Origin of the sequence: Blautia hansenii (genome assembly GCF_013304445.1) — a bacterium.
In the GTDB taxonomy this organism is placed as follows: Bacteria; Bacillota; Clostridia; order Lachnospirales; family Lachnospiraceae; genus Blautia.
This window is the reverse complement of record NZ_JAAITA010000011.1, coordinates 56,598-75,205: the sequence shown is the minus strand read 5'-3', so window position 1 is coordinate 75,205 and position 18,608 is coordinate 56,598. Positions and strand designations below refer to the sequence as shown.

18 protein-coding genes are annotated in these 18,608 nt (G+C 45.1%); 3 read left to right on the top strand and 15 right to left on the bottom strand.

Features of this window, described 5'->3' with window-relative positions:
- Positions 1–348 precede the first annotated feature (348 nt).
- Complete coding sequence (locus G5A70_RS09590) at positions 349–2,895, top strand: YhgE/Pip domain-containing protein (protein WP_173749427.1); 2,547 nt, start codon at positions 349–351, stop codon at positions 2,893–2,895.
- Positions 2,895–5,072 carry a YhgE/Pip domain-containing protein gene (locus G5A70_RS09585; RefSeq protein WP_173749426.1) on the top strand — a complete coding sequence of 726 codons (2,178 nt, stop codon included), beginning with the start codon at positions 2,895–2,897 and terminating at the stop codon, positions 5,070–5,072. The genes G5A70_RS09590 and G5A70_RS09585 overlap by 1 nt, the downstream gene beginning before the upstream one ends.
- 72 nt (positions 5,073–5,144) lie before the next feature.
- On the opposite strand, the gene G5A70_RS09580 is transcribed toward G5A70_RS09585, so the two are convergent.
- Together G5A70_RS09580 and G5A70_RS09575 are read right to left on the bottom strand one after the other, a co-directional pair.
- Positions 5,145–6,425 carry a galactokinase gene (locus G5A70_RS09580; RefSeq protein WP_173749425.1) on the bottom strand — a complete coding sequence of 427 codons (1,281 nt, stop codon included), beginning with the start codon at positions 6,423–6,425 and terminating at the stop codon, positions 5,145–5,147.
- Positions 6,426–6,513: 88 nt separating this feature from the next.
- Positions 6,514–7,752 carry a hypothetical protein gene (locus G5A70_RS09575; RefSeq protein WP_173749424.1) on the bottom strand — a complete coding sequence of 413 codons (1,239 nt, stop codon included), beginning with the start codon at positions 7,750–7,752 and terminating at the stop codon, positions 6,514–6,516.
- Positions 7,753–7,910: 158 nt separating this feature from the next.
- Between G5A70_RS09575 and G5A70_RS09570 the strand changes: the two genes are divergently transcribed.
- Positions 7,911–9,686 carry a DUF885 domain-containing protein gene (locus G5A70_RS09570; RefSeq protein WP_226853607.1) on the top strand — a complete coding sequence of 592 codons (1,776 nt, stop codon included), beginning with the start codon at positions 7,911–7,913 and terminating at the stop codon, positions 9,684–9,686.
- Between the two features lie 49 nt (positions 9,687–9,735).
- Here the strand turns inward: G5A70_RS09570 and G5A70_RS09565 are convergent, their stop codons facing one another.
- The 13 genes from G5A70_RS09565 to G5A70_RS09505 all read right to left on the bottom strand — a co-directional run bounded on the left by G5A70_RS09565 (position 9,736) and on the right by G5A70_RS09505 (position 18,511).
- Entirely contained in the window at positions 9,736–10,185 is a 450-nt protein-coding gene (locus G5A70_RS09565; RefSeq protein WP_173749457.1) for a MarR family winged helix-turn-helix transcriptional regulator, read from the bottom strand.
- A gap of 100 nt (positions 10,186–10,285) precedes the next feature.
- Complete coding sequence (locus G5A70_RS09560) at positions 10,286–10,858, bottom strand: PduL/EutD family phosphate acyltransferase (RefSeq protein ID WP_173749422.1); 573 nt, start codon at positions 10,856–10,858, stop codon at positions 10,286–10,288.
- A gap of 63 nt (positions 10,859–10,921) precedes the next feature.
- The gene (locus G5A70_RS09555) at positions 10,922–11,542 is read right to left on the bottom strand and encodes a hypothetical protein (protein ID WP_173749421.1); all 621 of its coding nucleotides are present in this window, start codon (positions 11,540–11,542) and stop codon (positions 10,922–10,924) included.
- A 114-nt stretch (positions 11,543–11,656) separates the two neighbouring features.
- Positions 11,657–11,983: a phosphoribosyl-ATP diphosphatase gene (gene hisE / locus G5A70_RS09550; protein WP_173749420.1), complete on the bottom strand. Its 327-nt coding sequence runs from the start codon at positions 11,981–11,983 to the stop codon at positions 11,657–11,659.
- The gene (gene hisI / locus G5A70_RS09545) at positions 11,980–12,312 is read right to left on the bottom strand and encodes a phosphoribosyl-AMP cyclohydrolase (RefSeq protein ID WP_173749419.1); all 333 of its coding nucleotides are present in this window, start codon (positions 12,310–12,312) and stop codon (positions 11,980–11,982) included. Before hisI ends, hisE begins: the two co-directional genes overlap by 4 nt.
- Positions 12,309–13,079 (bottom strand): imidazole glycerol phosphate synthase subunit HisF, encoded by a 771-nt coding sequence (gene hisF, locus G5A70_RS09540; protein WP_173749418.1) that lies wholly within the window; start codon positions 13,077–13,079, stop codon positions 12,309–12,311. The genes hisI and hisF overlap by 4 nt, the downstream gene beginning before the upstream one ends.
- Positions 13,079–13,798: a 1-(5-phosphoribosyl)-5-[(5-phosphoribosylamino)methylideneamino]imidazole-4-carboxamide isomerase gene (hisA, locus tag G5A70_RS09535; protein WP_173749417.1), complete on the bottom strand. Its 720-nt coding sequence runs from the start codon at positions 13,796–13,798 to the stop codon at positions 13,079–13,081. The genes hisF and hisA overlap by 1 nt, the downstream gene beginning before the upstream one ends.
- Positions 13,795–14,400, bottom strand: a complete 606-nt coding sequence (gene hisH / locus G5A70_RS09530) for an imidazole glycerol phosphate synthase subunit HisH (protein ID WP_173749416.1) — start codon at positions 14,398–14,400, stop codon at positions 13,795–13,797. The genes hisA and hisH overlap by 4 nt, the downstream gene beginning before the upstream one ends.
- Complete coding sequence (hisB, locus tag G5A70_RS09525) at positions 14,400–14,978, bottom strand: imidazoleglycerol-phosphate dehydratase HisB (protein WP_173749415.1); 579 nt, start codon at positions 14,976–14,978, stop codon at positions 14,400–14,402. Before hisB ends, hisH begins: the two co-directional genes overlap by 1 nt.
- A 33-nt stretch (positions 14,979–15,011) precedes the next feature.
- On the bottom strand, positions 15,012–16,061 hold the full coding sequence (gene hisC / locus G5A70_RS09520) for a histidinol-phosphate transaminase (RefSeq protein WP_173749414.1): 1,050 nt from the start codon (positions 16,059–16,061) through the stop codon (positions 15,012–15,014).
- Between the two features lie 12 nt (positions 16,062–16,073).
- Positions 16,074–16,712, bottom strand: a complete 639-nt coding sequence (hisG, locus tag G5A70_RS09515; RefSeq protein WP_173749413.1) for an ATP phosphoribosyltransferase — start codon at positions 16,710–16,712, stop codon at positions 16,074–16,076.
- A complete protein-coding gene (gene hisZ, locus G5A70_RS09510) occupies positions 16,699–17,916 on the bottom strand; it encodes an ATP phosphoribosyltransferase regulatory subunit (protein WP_173749412.1) in 1,218 nt (405 codons plus the stop codon). Before hisZ ends, hisG begins: the two co-directional genes overlap by 14 nt.
- Before the next feature lie 70 nt (positions 17,917–17,986).
- Positions 17,987–18,511 carry a spore maturation protein gene (locus tag G5A70_RS09505; RefSeq protein ID WP_173749411.1) on the bottom strand — a complete coding sequence of 175 codons (525 nt, stop codon included), beginning with the start codon at positions 18,509–18,511 and terminating at the stop codon, positions 17,987–17,989.
- Between the last annotated feature and the right edge of the window lie 97 nt (positions 18,512–18,608).

The window sequence follows — 18,608 nt, the reverse complement described above, 5'->3', positions numbered from 1 at the left end:
ACACATTTTTGTGGACAATGTGGATAACTTGGTGTATAACTGGACTTTTCCCCTGTCTTGAGAAATTTTTAATGTGTATAACTTTGAGGATAAGATGTGGGAAACTTTCCACAGTTCGACATTCTTTGTATATTTTTTACAAACGTGAATATTCTGACAATAATTGATAAAAACAGAAGTGTTTCCGCTCTTTTCTACATTCGACGGGAAGACTGTTATTTCGGTATTCTTATGTAACCCAAAATCCAACCATTTTCGGTTAAAACTTCTTTTAAATATTACCGTTGCATTTTTCCTTTTTTTGTACGATAATATTTCCGTTATAATTATAGAAAGGAAGTGTATGTTTTGAAAAAATCGTTTCAGATTTTTTTCCGCGACCTGCGGCGGCTGGCGGGGAATCCCGTGGCTCTGATTGTTCTTATCGGCATTACGATTCTCCCCTCTTTATACGCATGGGTGAATATCGCCGCCAATATGGACCCCTATGGAAATACTTCCGGCGTAAAGGTCGCTGTTGCAAACAATGACAAAGAAGCGGTGAAAAAAGACCTCTCCATCAACGCCGGCAAGGAAATTATAGATAATTTGAAGAAAAACGACCAGTTGGGCTGGGAATTTGTTTCCGAAGAAAAGGCCATAAAGGGCGTGAAATCCGGCAAATACTATGCTGCCATTGTCATTCCTGATGATTTCAGTAGTTCTCTTGTCAGCGTTTTATCCGGCAAAATCGAAATTCCGGAATTAAAATACTACATAAATGAAAAACCCAACGCCGTAGCGCCTAAAATTACAGACGCCGGGGCTACGACCATTCAGACACAGATTAACAGCACCTTTTCTTCTGTAGCCTCTGAATCGGTTTCCAAAATATTGAAAACTGCTGTGCGTGATATTTCCGGAACTGTAACCTCCGTAAATTCTGAGATTACAGATATGCTGGACAAAACCCAGCAGAATATCGCTGAATATGAAACTCTTCTGGATACCTTCCGTACCCATGCAGACAGCAGTAAATCTCTGATTTCGGACACACAGGGAACTTCTGATAATCTGAAGACAGCTGCCCAATCCTCTGCTTCTGCCTTAAAGGACGCAGATTCTTTGCTTAAAGATACCAGAACAGCGGCAGGCTCCTTTTCTTCTGTTCTCTCCAAGTCCCTTTCTGATGGGGAACTGCTTCTGAATCAGGCAAACAGCTCCGCCTCTGCAGGGCTGACGGATTTGGAATCCAAGGCAGATAAAATCAACGGGCATGTGGGAAATGCTCTGGATAACGTAAATAGCGTAGTAGACTTAAACGGTCAGATTCTGAATAAAATGCAGGAAATTAATGATGTTATTTCCCAGTACCTCCCTATTGTACCGGATGAAATCGGAACAGCCATTGAGAAACTGCAGGAACACAACCAAAGCAATAAAGAACTGGTGGACAGCCTTACAGCCAGCAATGACGGAATCAAAAATGCTATTTCCGTCACCGGCTCTACCAGAGAAGAACTGACCTCCCTTACTGAAGAGAACCTGAACCAGCTTCACACACTGCGTTCTTCTTTAAACGAAAGCGTCCTGCCTGCACTCAGTCAGTCTCTGGATACCTTTTCTGCGCTTTCCGGGGAGCTTTCCGGGATTTTAAACAATGTTCCTGCCTCCGCTGACCAGATAAAAGGAGCACTGACCCAGCTTGGAACCGGACTGGAAGATGCCCGGACTGCCCTGGACAGCACACAGACTGCCCTGGCTAAGATTCAGGAAGATTTGAACACTGTACGCACCGATGTAAATGCCATTGTAAGCTCTGATTCTTTCCAGAAGTTCCTTTCACTGGAAGGCATTGACGCAGAAACCGTTTCCTCTTTTATGGCCTCTCCGGCTGAAATTGAGACGAAAACCTTCTATTCTATGAAGAACTACGGCTCCGGCATGGCTCCTTTTTACACCAACCTGGCTATCTGGGTGGGCGGCATTGTCCTCATTGCCATTTTGAAGCTGGAAGTAGACCGGGACAAAAAGATTCCTTCTTTTCGTCCTGTCTCCGGATTTTTCGGCAGATGGCTGCTTTTTGTCTTCATAGGCGTATTCCAGGGGTTGATTGTATGTGCCGGAGATATCTGGCTGCTGAAAATCCAGTGCAAACATCCTGCTGCCATGCTGGCTGCGGGCATGCTTTGTTCTTTTGTGTATGTAACGATTATTTATGTCCTTTCCCTGACCTTTAAGCATATCGGAAAGGCTCTGGCCGTCATTCTGGTTATCCTGCAGATTCCGGGCTCCTCCGGTACGTTCCCGGTGGAAATGACCCCTGCTTTTTTCCAGAAGCTGCACCCGCTTCTGCCCTTTACCTACGGGGTAGGCGCCATGCGGGAATGTATTGCCGGCATGTATGGAAACGTCTACGCAAAAGATATGCTGCTTCTGCTCTGCTATATACCGGTTTTCCTTCTTATAGGACTTGGGCTGCGCCCTATGCTGGCAGGGCTTAATCACTTATTTGACCTGAAGCTGTCTGAAACGGAGTTTATGATTTCCGATACACCGGGCAGGGAGCCGGGTCGAAGCGCACAGCTTTCTCTCCTTTTAAAGGCTTCCCTGTCACAGGAGGAGCTGCAGCTGCAGACCACCCAAAAAGCACAGGCTTTTGAGAAAAACTACAGGAAAATGGTTCGCCTTGGTTTTCTGGCGATTCTCATAATCCCGCTGATATTCCTGATACTCATGTTCAGTCTGGAATCCAAGCTGGTCTTCCTGGTGCTCTGGATTGTCTCCATTATCGCCATCTGCCTGTGGCTGATTATTATAGAATACATTCACACAAAACTGGCCGAACAGCAGCAGTTGGCAGGCATGTCCTTTGAACAGATGCTGGAAACCTTCCGCAGAAAGGAGAACGACTGATGAGAAATATTTTTTCTATTTTCCGTAATGACATAAAGAAAATACACAACAATGTCATTGCCATGGTAGTCATTATGGGAATTCTCGTAATGCCCACTCTGTATGCATGGTTTAACATTGCGGCGAGCTGGGACCCTTATTCCAACACGCAGGGCATTAAAATTGCCGTAGCAAGTTCGGATAAGGGATACACCGGAAAACTGCTTTCCATCCATCTGAACATGGGAGATGAGGTACTTTCCACACTCCATGAAAACGAACAGATGGACTGGGTTTTTACCTCTGCCAAAAAAGCGGCTGACGGTGTAAAATCCGGAAAATATTATGCCGCCATTGTGCTGCCGGAGGATTTCACCCAGGATATGATGAGTATTTTTTCCTCTGACGTAAAGCACCCGAAAATCATTTACTACACCAATGAAAAAGAAAATGCCATTGCCCCCAAGGTAACCTCCAAAGGCGCCACAACGGTTCAGCAGCAAATAAACAGCACCTTTACAGAAACTGTATCCGAAGTGGCTTTGGAGGCTCTGGACTATGTAAATACCTCTAAGGCCGAGGCAGGCGACGATTCCATTGCCTCCAATCTCCAGGCAAACCTGACGAAAATTTCTTCTGATTTGTCTGCCGCCTCTGATACAGTGCAGGCTTTCTCTCACATGGCCGGTGCAGGAACGGAAATGCTGAAAACCACATCTGCCCTTTTGGAAGACTCCCGGACCGGAGCCAAAGATACCCTTTCCCGGCTGAAAGAATCCACCGACGGCGCAGATTCTCTGAATACTGCCGTTTCCGGCACAACACAAACCATCAGCGATGCCATGGCACAAAACGAAGCCTTCTATCAGGCTGTATCGAATGAAATCGACAACGCTTTGAACTCCTATTCCAATGATGCGGCTGCGGCTGCCGATTCCCTGTCTGAAATCAGTAAACGGGTACAGAAAATCATTGACGGATACACGACCGTGCGAGACTCTCTGACAAGTGTTTCAGACGCTTACCCTGTGGTGGAACCTGTTATTCGCCCGGCTGTAAACTTAATACAGGAAGCGATTGACCGACAGACTGCTGTAAAAGACAAACTGGATAACGCAGCCTCTGATGTCACAGGAGCGGTATCGGATGCTGCCGCATTAAAAAGCGATATGGATACCCTGATTTCCCAGAGTAAAGATTCTGTAACTGCAGTGAAAGAAGAATATGAAACTTCCGTAAAAGACAAGCTGAACAGCCTTACAGAAAACCTGAATCGTGCAGATGACTCTGTGGCCGGTCTTATGAGCGAGCTGGACAACAGTGTAAAAAATATTTCCGATATTACAGACACGGCTTCCTCCGACCTGACCCAGGCAGAAGAGACGCTGAACAATTCCGCAGCGCTCTTAAAAGAAGCCTCAGATAAGCTAAATACTGCGATTTCGGCCCTGGCTTCCCCGGACAGCGAAGGACAGCAGACCTTAAAAACCATTTTGTCCGAAAGCCCGGAAACCATCAGTTCCTTTCTGGCTTCTCCTGTAAAGCTGAAGGAAATCAAGCTTTACGGAATCGAAAACTACGGCTCTGCAGTGGCTCCCTTTTACTCCACACTGGCCATCTGGGTAGGCGGCGTCATTATGGCAGCCATGCTGAAGACAGCCGTTTCCCAAACCACTATGGATAAGCTGAAAAACCCAAAACAACGGCATCTTTATCTGGGACGCATGGTACTGTTTCTTTTGCTTGGGCTCTTTCAGAGCGGGCTTATCTGCCTGGGCGATTTGTACTTTCTGGGCATCCAGTGCAAGCACCCCCTCCTGTTTCTGCTGGCAGGCTGGTTTACCAGCATGGTATATGTAAACATCATCTACGCCCTGTCCGTTTCCTTCGGGGATATCGGAAAAGCCATCTGCGTGGTTCTGATGGTTATGCAGGTGGCTGGAAGCGGCGGTACTTTCCCCATTCAGGTGGCGCCGGAATTTTTCCAGAAGGTTTATCCTCTGCTTCCGTTTACGCACAGCATGAACGCCATGCGGGAATGTATAGCAGGATTTTATGGAAATAACTACTGGCAGGAAATGGGTATGCTGGCTCTCTTCCTGATTCCCTCCCTGCTGCTGGGACTGCTTCTGAGAAAACCAGTCATTCAACTGAACAATGCTTTCATGGAAAAACTGGAAAGCACCCATGTGATTTAAGTAAAAAGGAGACTGCTGAAAACGGCAGTCTCCTAAAAAATCCTGTATTTTTTTCTGCTCTATGGCCATTCTTTACAGCACATGGATTCCGCCATGCTGACGTACCTTCAGCACATGGCAGGCTCCTTTTCCAAACACCTTATCCATAGCTTTTCTGTATTCTTCTACAAAGCTGTTCTCTACAAAGACCTGAATGGTTCCTGCGAAGCCGCCTCCATGAACACGGCTGACACCGTGGCTGCCAAGGACGCTTTCGCTGACGCCCAAAGCAATGGACATGGCCTGTTTCTGTACGTTTCTGTTGGTATAAATATTCTGCAGATATTTAAAAGAGGAATCTCCGGATGTTTTCACCAATTTTAAGAATTCCTCAAATTCTCCGTTTCTAAGAGCATGTACCTGTGCTTCCACACGCTTCTCTTCTTCAAAGAAATGCAGCGCACGCAGTACCGGACGGTCACCCAGAACACTTCTCAGTCCTGATATCTGCTGGAAAAATTCCTTCTCGTCCACTTCACGAAGCACTTTTTTCTTGAAGAATGCAGCCACTTTTTTCATTTCTGCAGGAATTTCTGCATAATCTTCGGTTAAATCATCATGGGATTCTTTTGTATCTACAATGCACAGGCTGTATTTATATGCCTCAAAATCAGACGGTACTTTTTCTACCACCGGTTCTTCCGGATTCTTGAAATCAATGTGAATCAGGCCGCCTACAGAACAAGCCATCTGATCCATCAGACCGCTTGGCTTTCCAAAATAAACATTTTCTGCAAACTGTCCTGCCTGGGCAATCAAAACCGGGCTGATACTCATATCATTAAACAGACCGGAAAGTATGGTTCCGATAATGACTTCAAAAGCTGCAGAGGAAGACAGACCTGCGCCAATAAGCACATCACTGGTAATATAGGCTTCAAATCCACCCAGCTTATATCCTCTTTCTTTCAGATTTGCCGCCACACCTCTGATTAAGGCAATCGTGGTTCCTTCTTCATAAGCCTTTTCTTCTAAATCTTCAATATCCACTTCCACCATGTCGTATCCTTCTGATACCACACGAATAAGATTTCCTTCTGTTCTGCTGACAACTGCGATAGCGTCCAGGTTAATAGAAGTAGCAAGCACCATGCCCAGCTGATGGTCTGTATGGTTTCCGCCTACCTCGCTTCTTCCCGGAGCGCTGTAGATTTCCACTTCCTTTTCCCCAAATAATTCTTCAAATTTTGCTACTGCCTCTGCATACCTTCTGTTCTGATATTCCAGAAGACTTTCATCCAGGTAAATATCCTGAAATAATGCACTGTGTTTCCCCTGACGTAATTCTTCCTTTAAAACTGCGGAATTTTTCATGTCAATTCCTCCTCCTTGTTCCTGTAAGTTTTTAGAATTTTTTGTCTATAAAGAGCATATCATACCCGGCAGCTTTTCGCCACTGGATTTATTCCTCTGCGGGCACTTTATTTTCGTCGGGAAGGACTGTCGAATTCGGTTCTTCCCCGGAAACTTCCTCTTCCTTCCCGTCCGAAAGACTTTCCGGGCTGTTGGATACCTGAATTTCCCGTACAAGACCCAGGTCTTTGTCTATGAAAATCCGGACAAAATTTTTCTTCGTCTCATCTGAATACAAATAATAAGAAGTTCCCTTTTCCTCCTCTTGGCTTTCAAAGGCATTTCCTCCCAAAAGAATTTTCATATTTTCCTCTGACATCCCCAGTGTAATGTTGTTCCCCACAGCAACCGGCACTTTTGTCACATCAAAATCTCCCGACAGACTGGTGAGGAATGCATACTTCACAGCAATGGTCTGCTCTCCGTAATTTCTCACCACTGCATACAGCGTATGGCCATCTTTTTCCAGCGTTACATATCCGTGGCGTCCGGGTTTTACATAGGTATCCGAACCCTCTTCCTGTATTTTCCATCCATGTTTTACAAACTCAGACACCGGTGCGGGAATACGGTACAGTTGATTATCATAAGAAACCACATAATCTCTGGGATTTTCCGAAAATTGCTCCGGTCTCTCATATTCCTTTACGGCCTGAGGCTCCTCTTTACTCACCTCTTCATCTGCCCCCTGGGATGCGCGGTAGTTCTGCAGAGAAACCCGATAAAGGGTTTCATCCTCTATATGAAATACAAACTCTGCCTTCTTGTAAAGACCAAATTCATAGGTAACATAGACATCCTCTTTTTCTTCATACTCGTCCGTAGGTGGACCGTACTGCTCTGTCACCTGGTTCAAAGTTGCCCTTCCCAGACAGAGTTTCCCCGGAAGCTGGTACACGGTGCCCCCTTCCCGGTATTCCAAAGTCACACCGCCTATCATACTGTCTTCCAGAGTCCGACTTTCCCCCTCTTGATTGACAAATGCTGCTGTCAGAGTGTCTTCTCCTCTTTTCAGACTTTCCCCTTCTATAAAAGATTCCGCTTCCAGATGTTCTTTTCCCCTGTCAGAGGGGATTTCCCATCCCCGCTCCTTCCAGACTTCCATGCTTTCCGGAAGGGTGTAAACTTCCTCGTTCATGGCAAATTGAAAATCTGAAAGTTTATCTGACAAATTCACTTCGTATTCCCGAAATGCTTCCTCGTTCTGTACCACAGTCTCATCCTTTCCCTGACATCCTCCCAGCGCCAACAGCAAAGCTGCTGTCAGAAGTATCCATTTCTTTTTCAAAAAAATCTCTCCTTCCATGACGGATTTCCTGCTATCACTAAGTTTTCCCTATATAAGAAATCTTAACACAAAGGTATGGCCTTTTCCATGAAAAATACACATACCCTGCCGTTTTTTTCATACACTGTAAAGAGTATTTTATGCAAAGAGGCCCTCCTTTGAAAAAGTTTTCTTTCAGATTCTCCCGCAAAATCACTGCTGCTGTTTTTCTTCTGCTTCTTGGCATTTTTTCGCTTTTCTGTCTGAAAACCCGTCCTTTTTCCTCCTGGGATACACGCTTTGAAGCCTTTACCCGGCAGCTTTTTTGCCAGGAACTTTCATCCAATACGCTGAATCTCCATTATACTCTGGCTTATCCTGAAAAATACAATATAGAGAATTACAGCATTAGCCTTGGCAGTATGAAACCCCAGAATCTGCAGGAAAATTTCGACTCCATAAAGGCTTTGAAAAAGCAGCTTGAGCGTTTTCCTGCCTCCAAACTTTCCACAGAAAATCAAATGGTTTATGATATCCTGCGGCTGCAGTTTGCCACAGAACTCTCCTCTGAAAACTGCTATCTGCTTCAGGAACCCCTTAGTCCCAATCTTGGAATACAGGCTCAGCTTCCTGCCCTTCTGGCAGAGTATACTTTCCGAACCCCGGCAGATGTCAAAGACTATCTCTCCCTGCTCACTTCTCTCCCGGATTATTTTAAGGAAATCCAGCAGTTTGAGCAGGAAAAATCCCGCCAGGGACTCTTCATGAGCGACGACAGCGCAGAACGGACCGTACAGCAGTGTAAAGAATTTTGTGAAGACCTAAACTCCCACTATCTCTCCGAGACTTTTAAAGACCGGGTTCAGAAGCTGACGGAACTCAAGGTCATAAGCAAAAAACAGAGGGATTCTTACATAAAAACACACGAAAAAATCTTAAAAAACTGTGTCTTTCCCGCCTATAAGTCCCTTGCACAAAGTCTGGAAAAATTGAAGGGAAGCGGGAAAAACCAAGGGGGACTCTGTCACCTTCCAGAGGGCAAAAAATACTATGCTTATCTGATAAAAAGCAGTACCGGAGACTATCGTTCTGTCCGGGAAATTCAGAAACATCTGTATCAGCAGCTCTTCCTGGATTTTGAAGAAATTCAGAATCTGGTGCAGAAAGACCCTGACATTTTTACAAAAGCAGCACAACTTCCCCAGACTGCTTCCTCCTCTCCGGAACAAATGCTGGATTATTTAAGCCGGGTTATGACAGACGATTTTCCCAAACTGACGGTCAAAGACTATGAAGTAAAATACGTTCCGGATTCCATGGAAGAATTCTCCAGTCCTGCCTTTTATCTCACGCCGCCTGTGGATACTCTGACACCCAATACCATTTACATTAACCAAAGCACTACCGTCTCAGATGTCCAGCGTTTCACCACCCTGGCCCACGAAGGTTTTCCCGGCCATCTGTACCAGACCGTCTATTTCGGAAAGCAGGATTGTCCCCCCATCCGGCATCTTCTCGGCTGCAGCGGTTATGTGGAAGGTTGGGCCACTTATGTGGAAAATATGGCTTATGAATACAGCTGCTGCTTCCTGCAGACAGACCCGGAGGTTATGGAATTTCTCCGCCTGAACCGCTCCGTCACCCTCTGCCTGTACTCCATTCTGGATATCGGTATCCACGATACCGGCTGGAATCTGCAAACCGTTCAGGAACTTTTGAAAAGTTTCGGCATTACAGACGAAAATGCCTGCCGGGAAATCTTTCAATACATCGTAGAAAATCCTGCCAACTACCTGAAATATTATCTGGGATTTTTAAATTTTACAGCGCTCAAAAGCAATGTCCAGGAAATCCAGGGAACGGATTTCAACCTAAAACTCTTTCATCAAAACCTTTTGGAAATCGGGCCCGCGCCCTTCCCCATTGTGAAAAAATATTTGCTTATGCGGTACTGAAGCAAAAAGAGCCGACACCCCCTGCTATTTAAAGGTGTATCGGCTCTTTTTATTGTTCTTTTTTCTGATAAGAATTGAAGAATTCTCTCAGGTTCAACAGGGATTTCACCAGAACTTCCTGCTGGCTTTCATCCAAATCCTTCAGTACTGCCTGTATCATTCCCTCATGAAATTTCTTATGATGTGCATTGGCTTTGCGTCCCTTATCCGTAAGCGAAATCAGCACCACTCGTCTGTCTTCTTCGCTTCTTTCCCGGTGTGCATAACCCTTTTTCACCAAACCGTTCACAGCAATGGTCAGGGTTCCCACGGTCACAGACAAGGTTCTGGCAACCGAAGACATATTTCTGGGGCTTTCCTCTCCAATGGCTTCTATAATATGCATATCATTAACAGAAATATCTTTAAATTCAGGAGTAATCAGTGCCTTCCCTTCAATATCCATGATTTCCTGAAAGAGATTCACCAGAATATCATGAAAAACCTCATAATGCTTCACTTTATCACTGCCTTTTCTGCTTTTACTGTATTTTTTTGTTCCTATTGCTTTCATTATAGCTGATTCAGGCAGCAAACACAATGAGATTTTTATAATCCGATTATTTTACAATCATTTCTCCGTAGCATTCTTTTCCAGGAGCTAACGCATTTGCTTCATCTGTATCAATGTGCGCTGCTGTTGCGTAGGATGCGCTTACACGAACCACTACATCACCGAAAGTCAGGCTTCTTCCATTTGGAGATTCGATAGCCAGTTCTACGATCTGTTTGTCAACCACGCCTGCTTTTTCAGCGTCTTCCGGTGTCATGTGTACATGACGTTTTGCAGCGATAACGCCCTCTGTCAGTTCTACTTCACCTGCCGGTCCTACTAACTTACAGACACCGGATTCTTTGATGTCACCTGATTCACGAATCGGAGCAACTACGCCAAGACTTCTTGCGTCTGTTAAAGAAACTTCTACCTGTGTGTCTTTTCTAACCGGTCCTAAAACAGACATTTTCAGGCTGCCTTTTGTTCCGATTACTTCAACTTTTTCTTCACAAGCAAACTGACCCGGCTGGCTCAACATTTTTTTCACTGTTAATTCATGTCCTTTTCCGAACAGAGCTTCCAGATGTTCCTGTGATAAATGCACATGTCTTGCAGATGTTTCTACTAATACTTTCATGTTTAAATCCTCCAATTTTTGAAATATTCACTATCTTTTATTATAGCTTTTTCGTGGGGCTTGTCAACTTCTATTCTTGTTTTCTTCCAGAAACCTGTCTTTCAGATAATGATATTCCTTTACAATACTTCTGGTAATCTCATCCTCACCAAAATCATTCACCGGATGGTAAATCCGAAGCAGCGCCCCATATCTTCTTTTCAATTCTTCCAGATTCTTAATTCCCTTAAAATAGTGTATGTGCACTTCCGAATCATTGCTTTCTCCGCCCCTATAGCTCTCATCAAAAGCGGACCATTTGTAATCAGGACGCTTGTAAAAAGCCTTCAGGCTGTCCGAATTTCCCATGTAAAACTTCCATATCCAGCTGCACACCGCCTCCAAAACCACCATAACCATGCCTACGCCTGCCACCGGTACATAAGCCAGACCTCCGGCAAGGGCCATTGTCAGAAAAACAGGTGCGATTCCCGGTCCTTTTCCCTGTATCTGCAAAATAATTTCTATCAGCACTCCAAGGGAAACCACCACGGATGACAAAATACAGACAAACGAAACAACCGGTCCGCACAGCTTTAAGAAAAACTGTACGCACCGTATCAGAATAAATATAACTGTCAGCGGTACTGCCAACAGGATTTTCAGCAATATCTTGAACGCAATCCTCTTCTTTTCTTCCTTCATAGTTTTACCCGCATTTCCATAAACTGTCTTTTTTCTTACCCACAGTTTATCATATCCGGCAGGATTTTCACAGAATAAATTATGAACAAATCGGCAGAAATTTTATCCTCTGTTTCAGGTATTGTGGTCACTGACATGAAACGTTTTCAAATTTCCTATTTTTTGCCGTCTCTCCTCCAGAATCCCTTCTACTTCCTCTACAGAAATCCCGGCTTGTACCATCATGACAATAAGATGATACAGCAAATCACAGATTTCATTGGCCGTATCCTCATTGTTTCCGTTCTTGGCTGCAATAATCACTTCACTGCATTCCTCTCCGCATTTTTTCAGGATTTTATCCAGCCCCTGCTCAAAAAGATAACAGGTATAGGAGCCTTCCTGCTTTGTCTCTTTTCTCTGCTTTGCAACTTCATATAAACCTTTCACGACATCCATCATAGCATTTCTTCCTTTCCGATTTCTCTGAAAAAACAACTGTGGGCACCTGTATGGCAGGCCCCTCCCGTCTGAACCACGGTGATTAAAACCGTATCCTTATCGCAGTCTCCCTTAATATCCACTACCTTCTGTACATGGCCGGAGGTCGCTCCCTTGTTCCACAATTCCTGCCGGGAACGGCTGTAAAACCAGGTGTATCCCGTCTCAAGGGTTTTCTGAAAGCTTTCCCGGTTCATGTAAGCCAGCATCAGCACTTCTCCTGTTTCCGCCTCCTGTACAATAGCAGGAAGCAGGTCTGCTTTTGTAAAATATTCCTCTATCTCTTTCATCCTTTATTCTGTCTCCTTACCGGTATTTTATGTTCTTCCAAATGAGCTTTCACCTCATCTACCGTCAATTCTTTATAATGAAACAAAGAAGCTGCCAACGCTGCATCCGCCCCTGTCTCTTCAAATACCTGAGAGAAATGCTCTGTCTTTCCGCAGCCTCCGCTGGCAATGACAGGAATGGAAACTGCTCCACAAACAGCCCTTAAAAGTTCCAAATCAAACCCCTCTTTTGCGCCGTCCGCATCCATAGAAGTCAGTAAAATTTCTCCGGCTCCCAGCCTTTCACACTCTTTTGCCCACCAGACAGCGTCCAGTCCTGTATCCTTTCTTCCGCCGTGAACCACCACATGAAATGCGCCTGTTTCATCTCTTTTTGCATCAATAGCCGCAACCACACACTGACTTCCGAATACCTCTGCCGCCTGGCGGATAAGGTGAGGATGATCCACCGCAGCCGAATTTACCGCTACCTTATCTGCACCTGCCCGGAGGATTTCCCGGAAATCCTCCACACTGCGGATTCCTCCTCCCACAGTCAAAGGAACAAAGACATTTTCCGCCGTTTTTCTTACCACATCAACCATGGTTTTCCTTCCCTCATGGGTGGCTGTAATGTCCAGAAAACAGAGTTCATCCGCCCCTTGTCTGTCATATGCAACAGCACATTCTACCGGGTCGCCAACCTCCCGGATACCTACAAAATGAATCCCCTTGACTACCTTGCCATCCCTGACATCCAGACAGGGAATAATTCTTTTTGCCAGCATTACTGCTCACCTGCCTTTTCTATCGCTTCCCGCAAATCCAGGCTGCCTGTATATACGGCTTTTCCACAGATACAGCCATAAAGCCCCAGCTTTTTGCACGCTTCAATATCTTCTATGGAGCGGACACCTCCGCTGGCAATAATATTACAGGACACCGTTTCGTTTAATTTTGCAAGCTGCTCCAGATTCACGCCCTGCAAGGTTCCGTCTTTGGATATGTCTGTATAAATAATGGTTTTTACACCTGCCTGTTCCATCTTTTTTGCCAGTTCCAGATAGGAAAGACTGCTCCTTTCCAACCAGCCTTCTGCTGCGGGTGCACCGTCCCTGGCGTCAATTCCCACTGCAATCTGACTGCCGAAAATCCGGACTGCTTCCTCTACAAGCACAGGATTTTTGATTGCTGCAGACCCCAGAATCACCCTGGAAATTCCCCTGGTCAAATACCACTCTATGGTTTCCATACTGCGGATTCCGCCTCCTACTTCTGTGTGCAGTCCGGATTCTTTTGCCACCTTCAGAAAGATTTCCTCATTGACCGGGCAGGCTGCTTTTGCACCGTCCAGATCTACCATATGTATCCATTTTGCCCCTTGCAGCGCAAAGTTTTCTGCTGTTTTTAAGGGGTCTTCCGCTACCTTATGCGCGGTGCTGTAATCCCCCTGTACCAGGCGTACACAGGTTTTATCTTTTACATCTATTGCAGGTAATATAATCATTTTTCCACCAGCCTCGCAAAATTTTTTAACATATTCAATCCCACACTTCCGCTTTTTTCCGGATGAAACTGTGCACCGTAAACCATATCTTTCTGCACCAGTGCGGGAATCTCTTCCCCATAAAAAGTGGTACAGGAAAGGTATTCAGGCTCTGTATCCGCTCTGTAGGAATGAACAAAATACACATAGCTGTTTTCCTCCATTCCTTCCGTCATACTGCAGGGTTTTAATACCTCCAGATGATTCCAACCCATATGGGGAATTTTTTCCCCTTTTCCATCTATTTTGATGACTTTGCCCGGTATCAGGCCCAATCCTTTTGTCTTCTTAAATTCCCAGCTTTCTTCAAACAAAAGCTGCATTCCCAGACAGATTCCCAGAAGGGGTTTCCTTGCCGCCTCTTCCTGAATTACGGACACCAGCTGCTTCCTTTCCAGCCTTTCCATGGCATCCGGAAAAGCTCCCACCCCGGGAAGAATCAGCCCGTCCGCCCGGCGTATTATCTCTGCTTTTTCTGTCACACAATTCTCTATCTGCAGGTAATCCAGGGCATTTTTCACACTGAAAAGATTCCCCGCACCGTAATCAATAATTGCTATCATCACAACACTCCTTTTGAAGAAAGAACACCGCCTCCGGTTTCTGTTACAGCGTCTTTCAATGCATGAGCAAATGCTTTGAAAAGGGCTTCTGCCTTATGGTGGTCATTCTCACCATAGAGGATTTTCATGTGCAGCGTAATCCCTGCCTGAAAGGCCAGCGCACGAAAGAATTCTTTTATCATACAGCAGTCCAGGGCGCCAATACTTTGGTTTTCATATTCTGCTTCATACACCAGAAAAGCCCTGCCGCTGATGTCCAAAGAACAGAATCCTAATGTCTCATCCATGGGAATATATGCCGTACCATAACGACGAATGCCGCCTTTTTCTTCTAATGCTTTTGCAAGAGCCATCCCCAGAACAATGCCCAAATCTTCCGTGCTGTGGTGACAGTCCACTTCCAAATCTCCCTTCATGGACAGTTGAATATCAAACTTTCCATGCACGCACAGAGCCTGCAGCATATGGTCCAGAAAGCCGATACCGCAAGTGCCTTCATAAATTCCCTGCCCGTCTGTGTTCCAAATCAGCGCAATCTGCGTTTCCTTTGTATTTCTCTCTATTTTTGCTGTTCTCACTGGTCTCTCCCCTTTCTTTTTGCAGCGGTTTTCCTATTGCAGCAAGTTCTCAAGGCTCTGTAAAATTTCCTGGTTTTCTCTTTGAGAACCGGCGCAGATACGCAGATATCCTTTCATAAAACGCACGGAAATCCCCGCCTTTTTCAGCCCTTCAAATACAGTTTCCCCAGCTTTTATATCGACGTAAACAAAGTTTGTACTGGTAGGATACAGTTTACGGATTTGCTGCTTTTTTTCCTTTAGCGCCTTTAACCCAGCATATAATTCTCCCACAGATTCTTTAATTTTCTCCGTACATTCCTGCAGATATTCCCTGTGTTTTAAGACAGCACAGCCCGCCGCCTGAGTGAGGGAATTCACATTATACGGAGATTTTGCCGCCTTTAAAATCCGGGTAATTTCTTCATTGGCTGCTGCAAATCCCAAGCGGATAGCCGCCATTCCAAAGGCCTTGGAACAGGTTTTCAATACAATTAAATTTCCGTAATTCTCGATTTCGTCCAATACAGAACCTTCTGAAAAATCCATATAAGCCTCATCTACAACCACCAGTGCATCTGTCTGTGCCACAATCTGAAGAATATCCTGCCGCTCCAGCTTCAGAGCCGTGGGATTGCAGGGGTTGGAAAAGATAATCAATTCTGCTCCGGTTTCTCTTGCTTTTTGAATCATATCCTCTGCACAAAGCACCATATCCTGCTTATCCAGAATTTCAACTTTGGCTCCTGCAGCCTGCGCATAAAATCCATACATGGAAAAATCCGGACTTACGGTAAGCATAGTCTGTCCAGGTTCCAGAAAGTTCTGCACAATCAGGGAAATCAATTCATCCGAACCATTTCCTGCAGTAAGAAGCCTGGAATCCACCTGAAAAAATTCACCAAAACACTGACAAAGTTCCTTTGCTTCCGGGTCCGGATAACGGTTAAATTCCACCTGACTGATAGCTTCCAGAACCTCTTTTCTAATCTCATCCGGCAGGTCTATAAAGCTTTCATTGGCATCCAGGCGCACTTTGTAAACTTCTGTAACCGGCTCATAAGCCTGGAGTTTTTTCAATTTTTCCGGTATCTGATATGCCATAAGTGCACCTCCCTATTCTCTGCTTTTTACATCTTGCTCTATCTTCTCAATGAGTTTTTCTATCTCATTTTTTCGCAGCTTCATGCTGGCGATATTGACAATCAGACGAGCGCTGATATCACAGATGTTCTCTTTGACTTCCAGTCCGTTTTCCCTTAATGTAGTGCCTGTTTCTACAATATCCACAATGGCATCCGCCAGTCCAAGCACCGGGGCAAGTTCTACAGAACCTTCTATTTTCACCAGATTAATGTCCATATTTTTGCTTTCAAAAAAGGCTTTTGCTACATTCATATACTTGCTGGCAATCGTTCTGGTTTTATATCCGCGATACACATCTGCCCCCTTTAAAGCTGCCAGGGCAAATCGGCATTTTCCGAATCCCAGGTCTGCAATTTCATAGAAAGTTCCACCTTTTTCCATAATGGTGTCTTTCCCTACCACACCCATATCACAGACTCCGGTTTCCACATAAGTAACCACGTCCGCCGCCTTGGCCAACACAATCTCAATACTGCCGTCCCCTATGGGCATAATCAGCTTCCTTCCCTTTTCTCTCACACTGGTACAGTCATATCCCAGCCGCTCCAGCATTTCTATGGTTTTATCTTCCAGACGCCCTTTGGTCAGTGCCATTCTAATTGGTTTCATCCTCTTTCCTTCCTTTCCCTGTCTGATATTCCGTGATTTCTTCACCAACCAAATGGACTGTTAAAATCCCTTTCTTACGGGCATATGCAAGAGTTTCCTCTAAGGTATCAAAGACACTGTTTTCTGCTGTTTTTCCCTGCTCTTCCAGTGTTTTTCTATAGCGCACACTATCCGGAACTGCACTGATATCCCTGGCAAAAATCAGAATTTCCGGTATTTTTTCCGGCTCCGGATGAACCATCTGACTTGCCAAATCCACATTGATTCCAAAGCCAATGGAACCGTGATTTTCTCCAAACTGACCCAGAAGCGTATCGTACCGCCCCCCGGAGAGTACCTGCTCTCCCACGCCGTCAAAGTAACCGCGAAAGATAATTCCCGTATAGTATTCCGCCAGATTTACAAGTCCCAAATCAATAATAACCTTATCTCCCAGGCCCAGTCTGCAGAGGTATTCATAAATGCCTTTCAGGTAATCCAGGCTTTCCTTTGCCCCATTTTCATCAAACAAGTCATAGGCTTTTTCAAAGACCTCTTCCCCACCGAACAGTCTCGGCAGTTTTCGCAGCGCTCTGGCCGCTTTATTCTCCTTGGCCTTGCCTAAAATATCTGTCAGGCTGGCATAATTTTTCTGTTCAATCAAAAGACGAATCTCTTCTTTCGTATCCTCATCTGCATCCAGACTTCCCATAATTGCCTTGAAATATCCGATGTGGCAAAGTTCCAGCCGGTACTTTCCACTGCCGATTTTGTCCAGACTTCTTGCGGCCAGTTCCACAACTTCCAAGTCACTGCGCAGAGAGGAGCCGCCTATTAATTCGATTCCTACCTGGTTGATTTCCACACTTTTACTCTTTCTCTCAGGAAAACCCCGGTAAATATTATGGTTATAATACAGTCTGAGAGGCAGCGGCATTCCTTTCAGTCTGGTTGCCGTCAGCCTTGCCACAGGAACTGTACAATCCGGACGCAGCACCATGAGTCTTCCTTTGGAATCTGTCAGCTTATACATGGTTTCCTTTGGCAGATATTTCGCTGCTTCTCCGAAAACATCGTAAAACTCCAGTGCCGGTGTCATCACCCTGCGGTATCCCTGGGAGACAAATAAATCCTTTAAAGTCTTCGTCACCTGAGAACGCTGGTCGCACTCGGCAAAGAGCAAATCCCTGGTTCCGTCCGGTGTTATTTTATCGTAGTATCTCATCTTTATCCCCCTTTGCTTTAGCGTGTTACCATATTAGCATTATGATGTATTTTTGTCAACAACTTTTCTATTACATCATTCCCGCCAATACCACACTGGCTGCAATTCCCGCAAAAGAAGCCAGCAGCGCCCCCCACACCGTATACCTGGTTTTGTTCACTTTTGCAGCAATAAAATATACAGAAATCGTGTAAAAAATCGTTTCTGTGCAGGACATCATAATAGACGCAATAAGTCCTACACGGGAATCTGTGCCGAATTCCCGGAAAATATCCAGTACCAGGCCTGTAGCGGCGCTGGAAGAAAACATCCGTACAATCGTTAAGGGAACCAGCTCCGCGGGAAAACCCACATGTGCAGTAAACTTTCCCAGCAGTTCTCCCAGCATATCCAGAAATCCCGAAGCCCGCAGAACCCCTACAGCTACCATGAGGCCAATAAGTGTGGGCAGAATTCCCACCACAGTTTTCAGTCCATCCTTTGCACCCTTTACAAACTCTTCATATACATGGCACTTCATCAGAATACCAAAGCCTACTATGTAAAACAGGATAAGAGGAATACTAACCTCTGAAAGAAAAATCAGAAATTTCATGTGTGTCTCCTTACTGTCTTTTGTTCAGTTTACGCAGGAAAAGGCAAAAAAAGAAGAGACTGCGAATTACAGTCTCTTCTGTATGCTATTTTTCTGA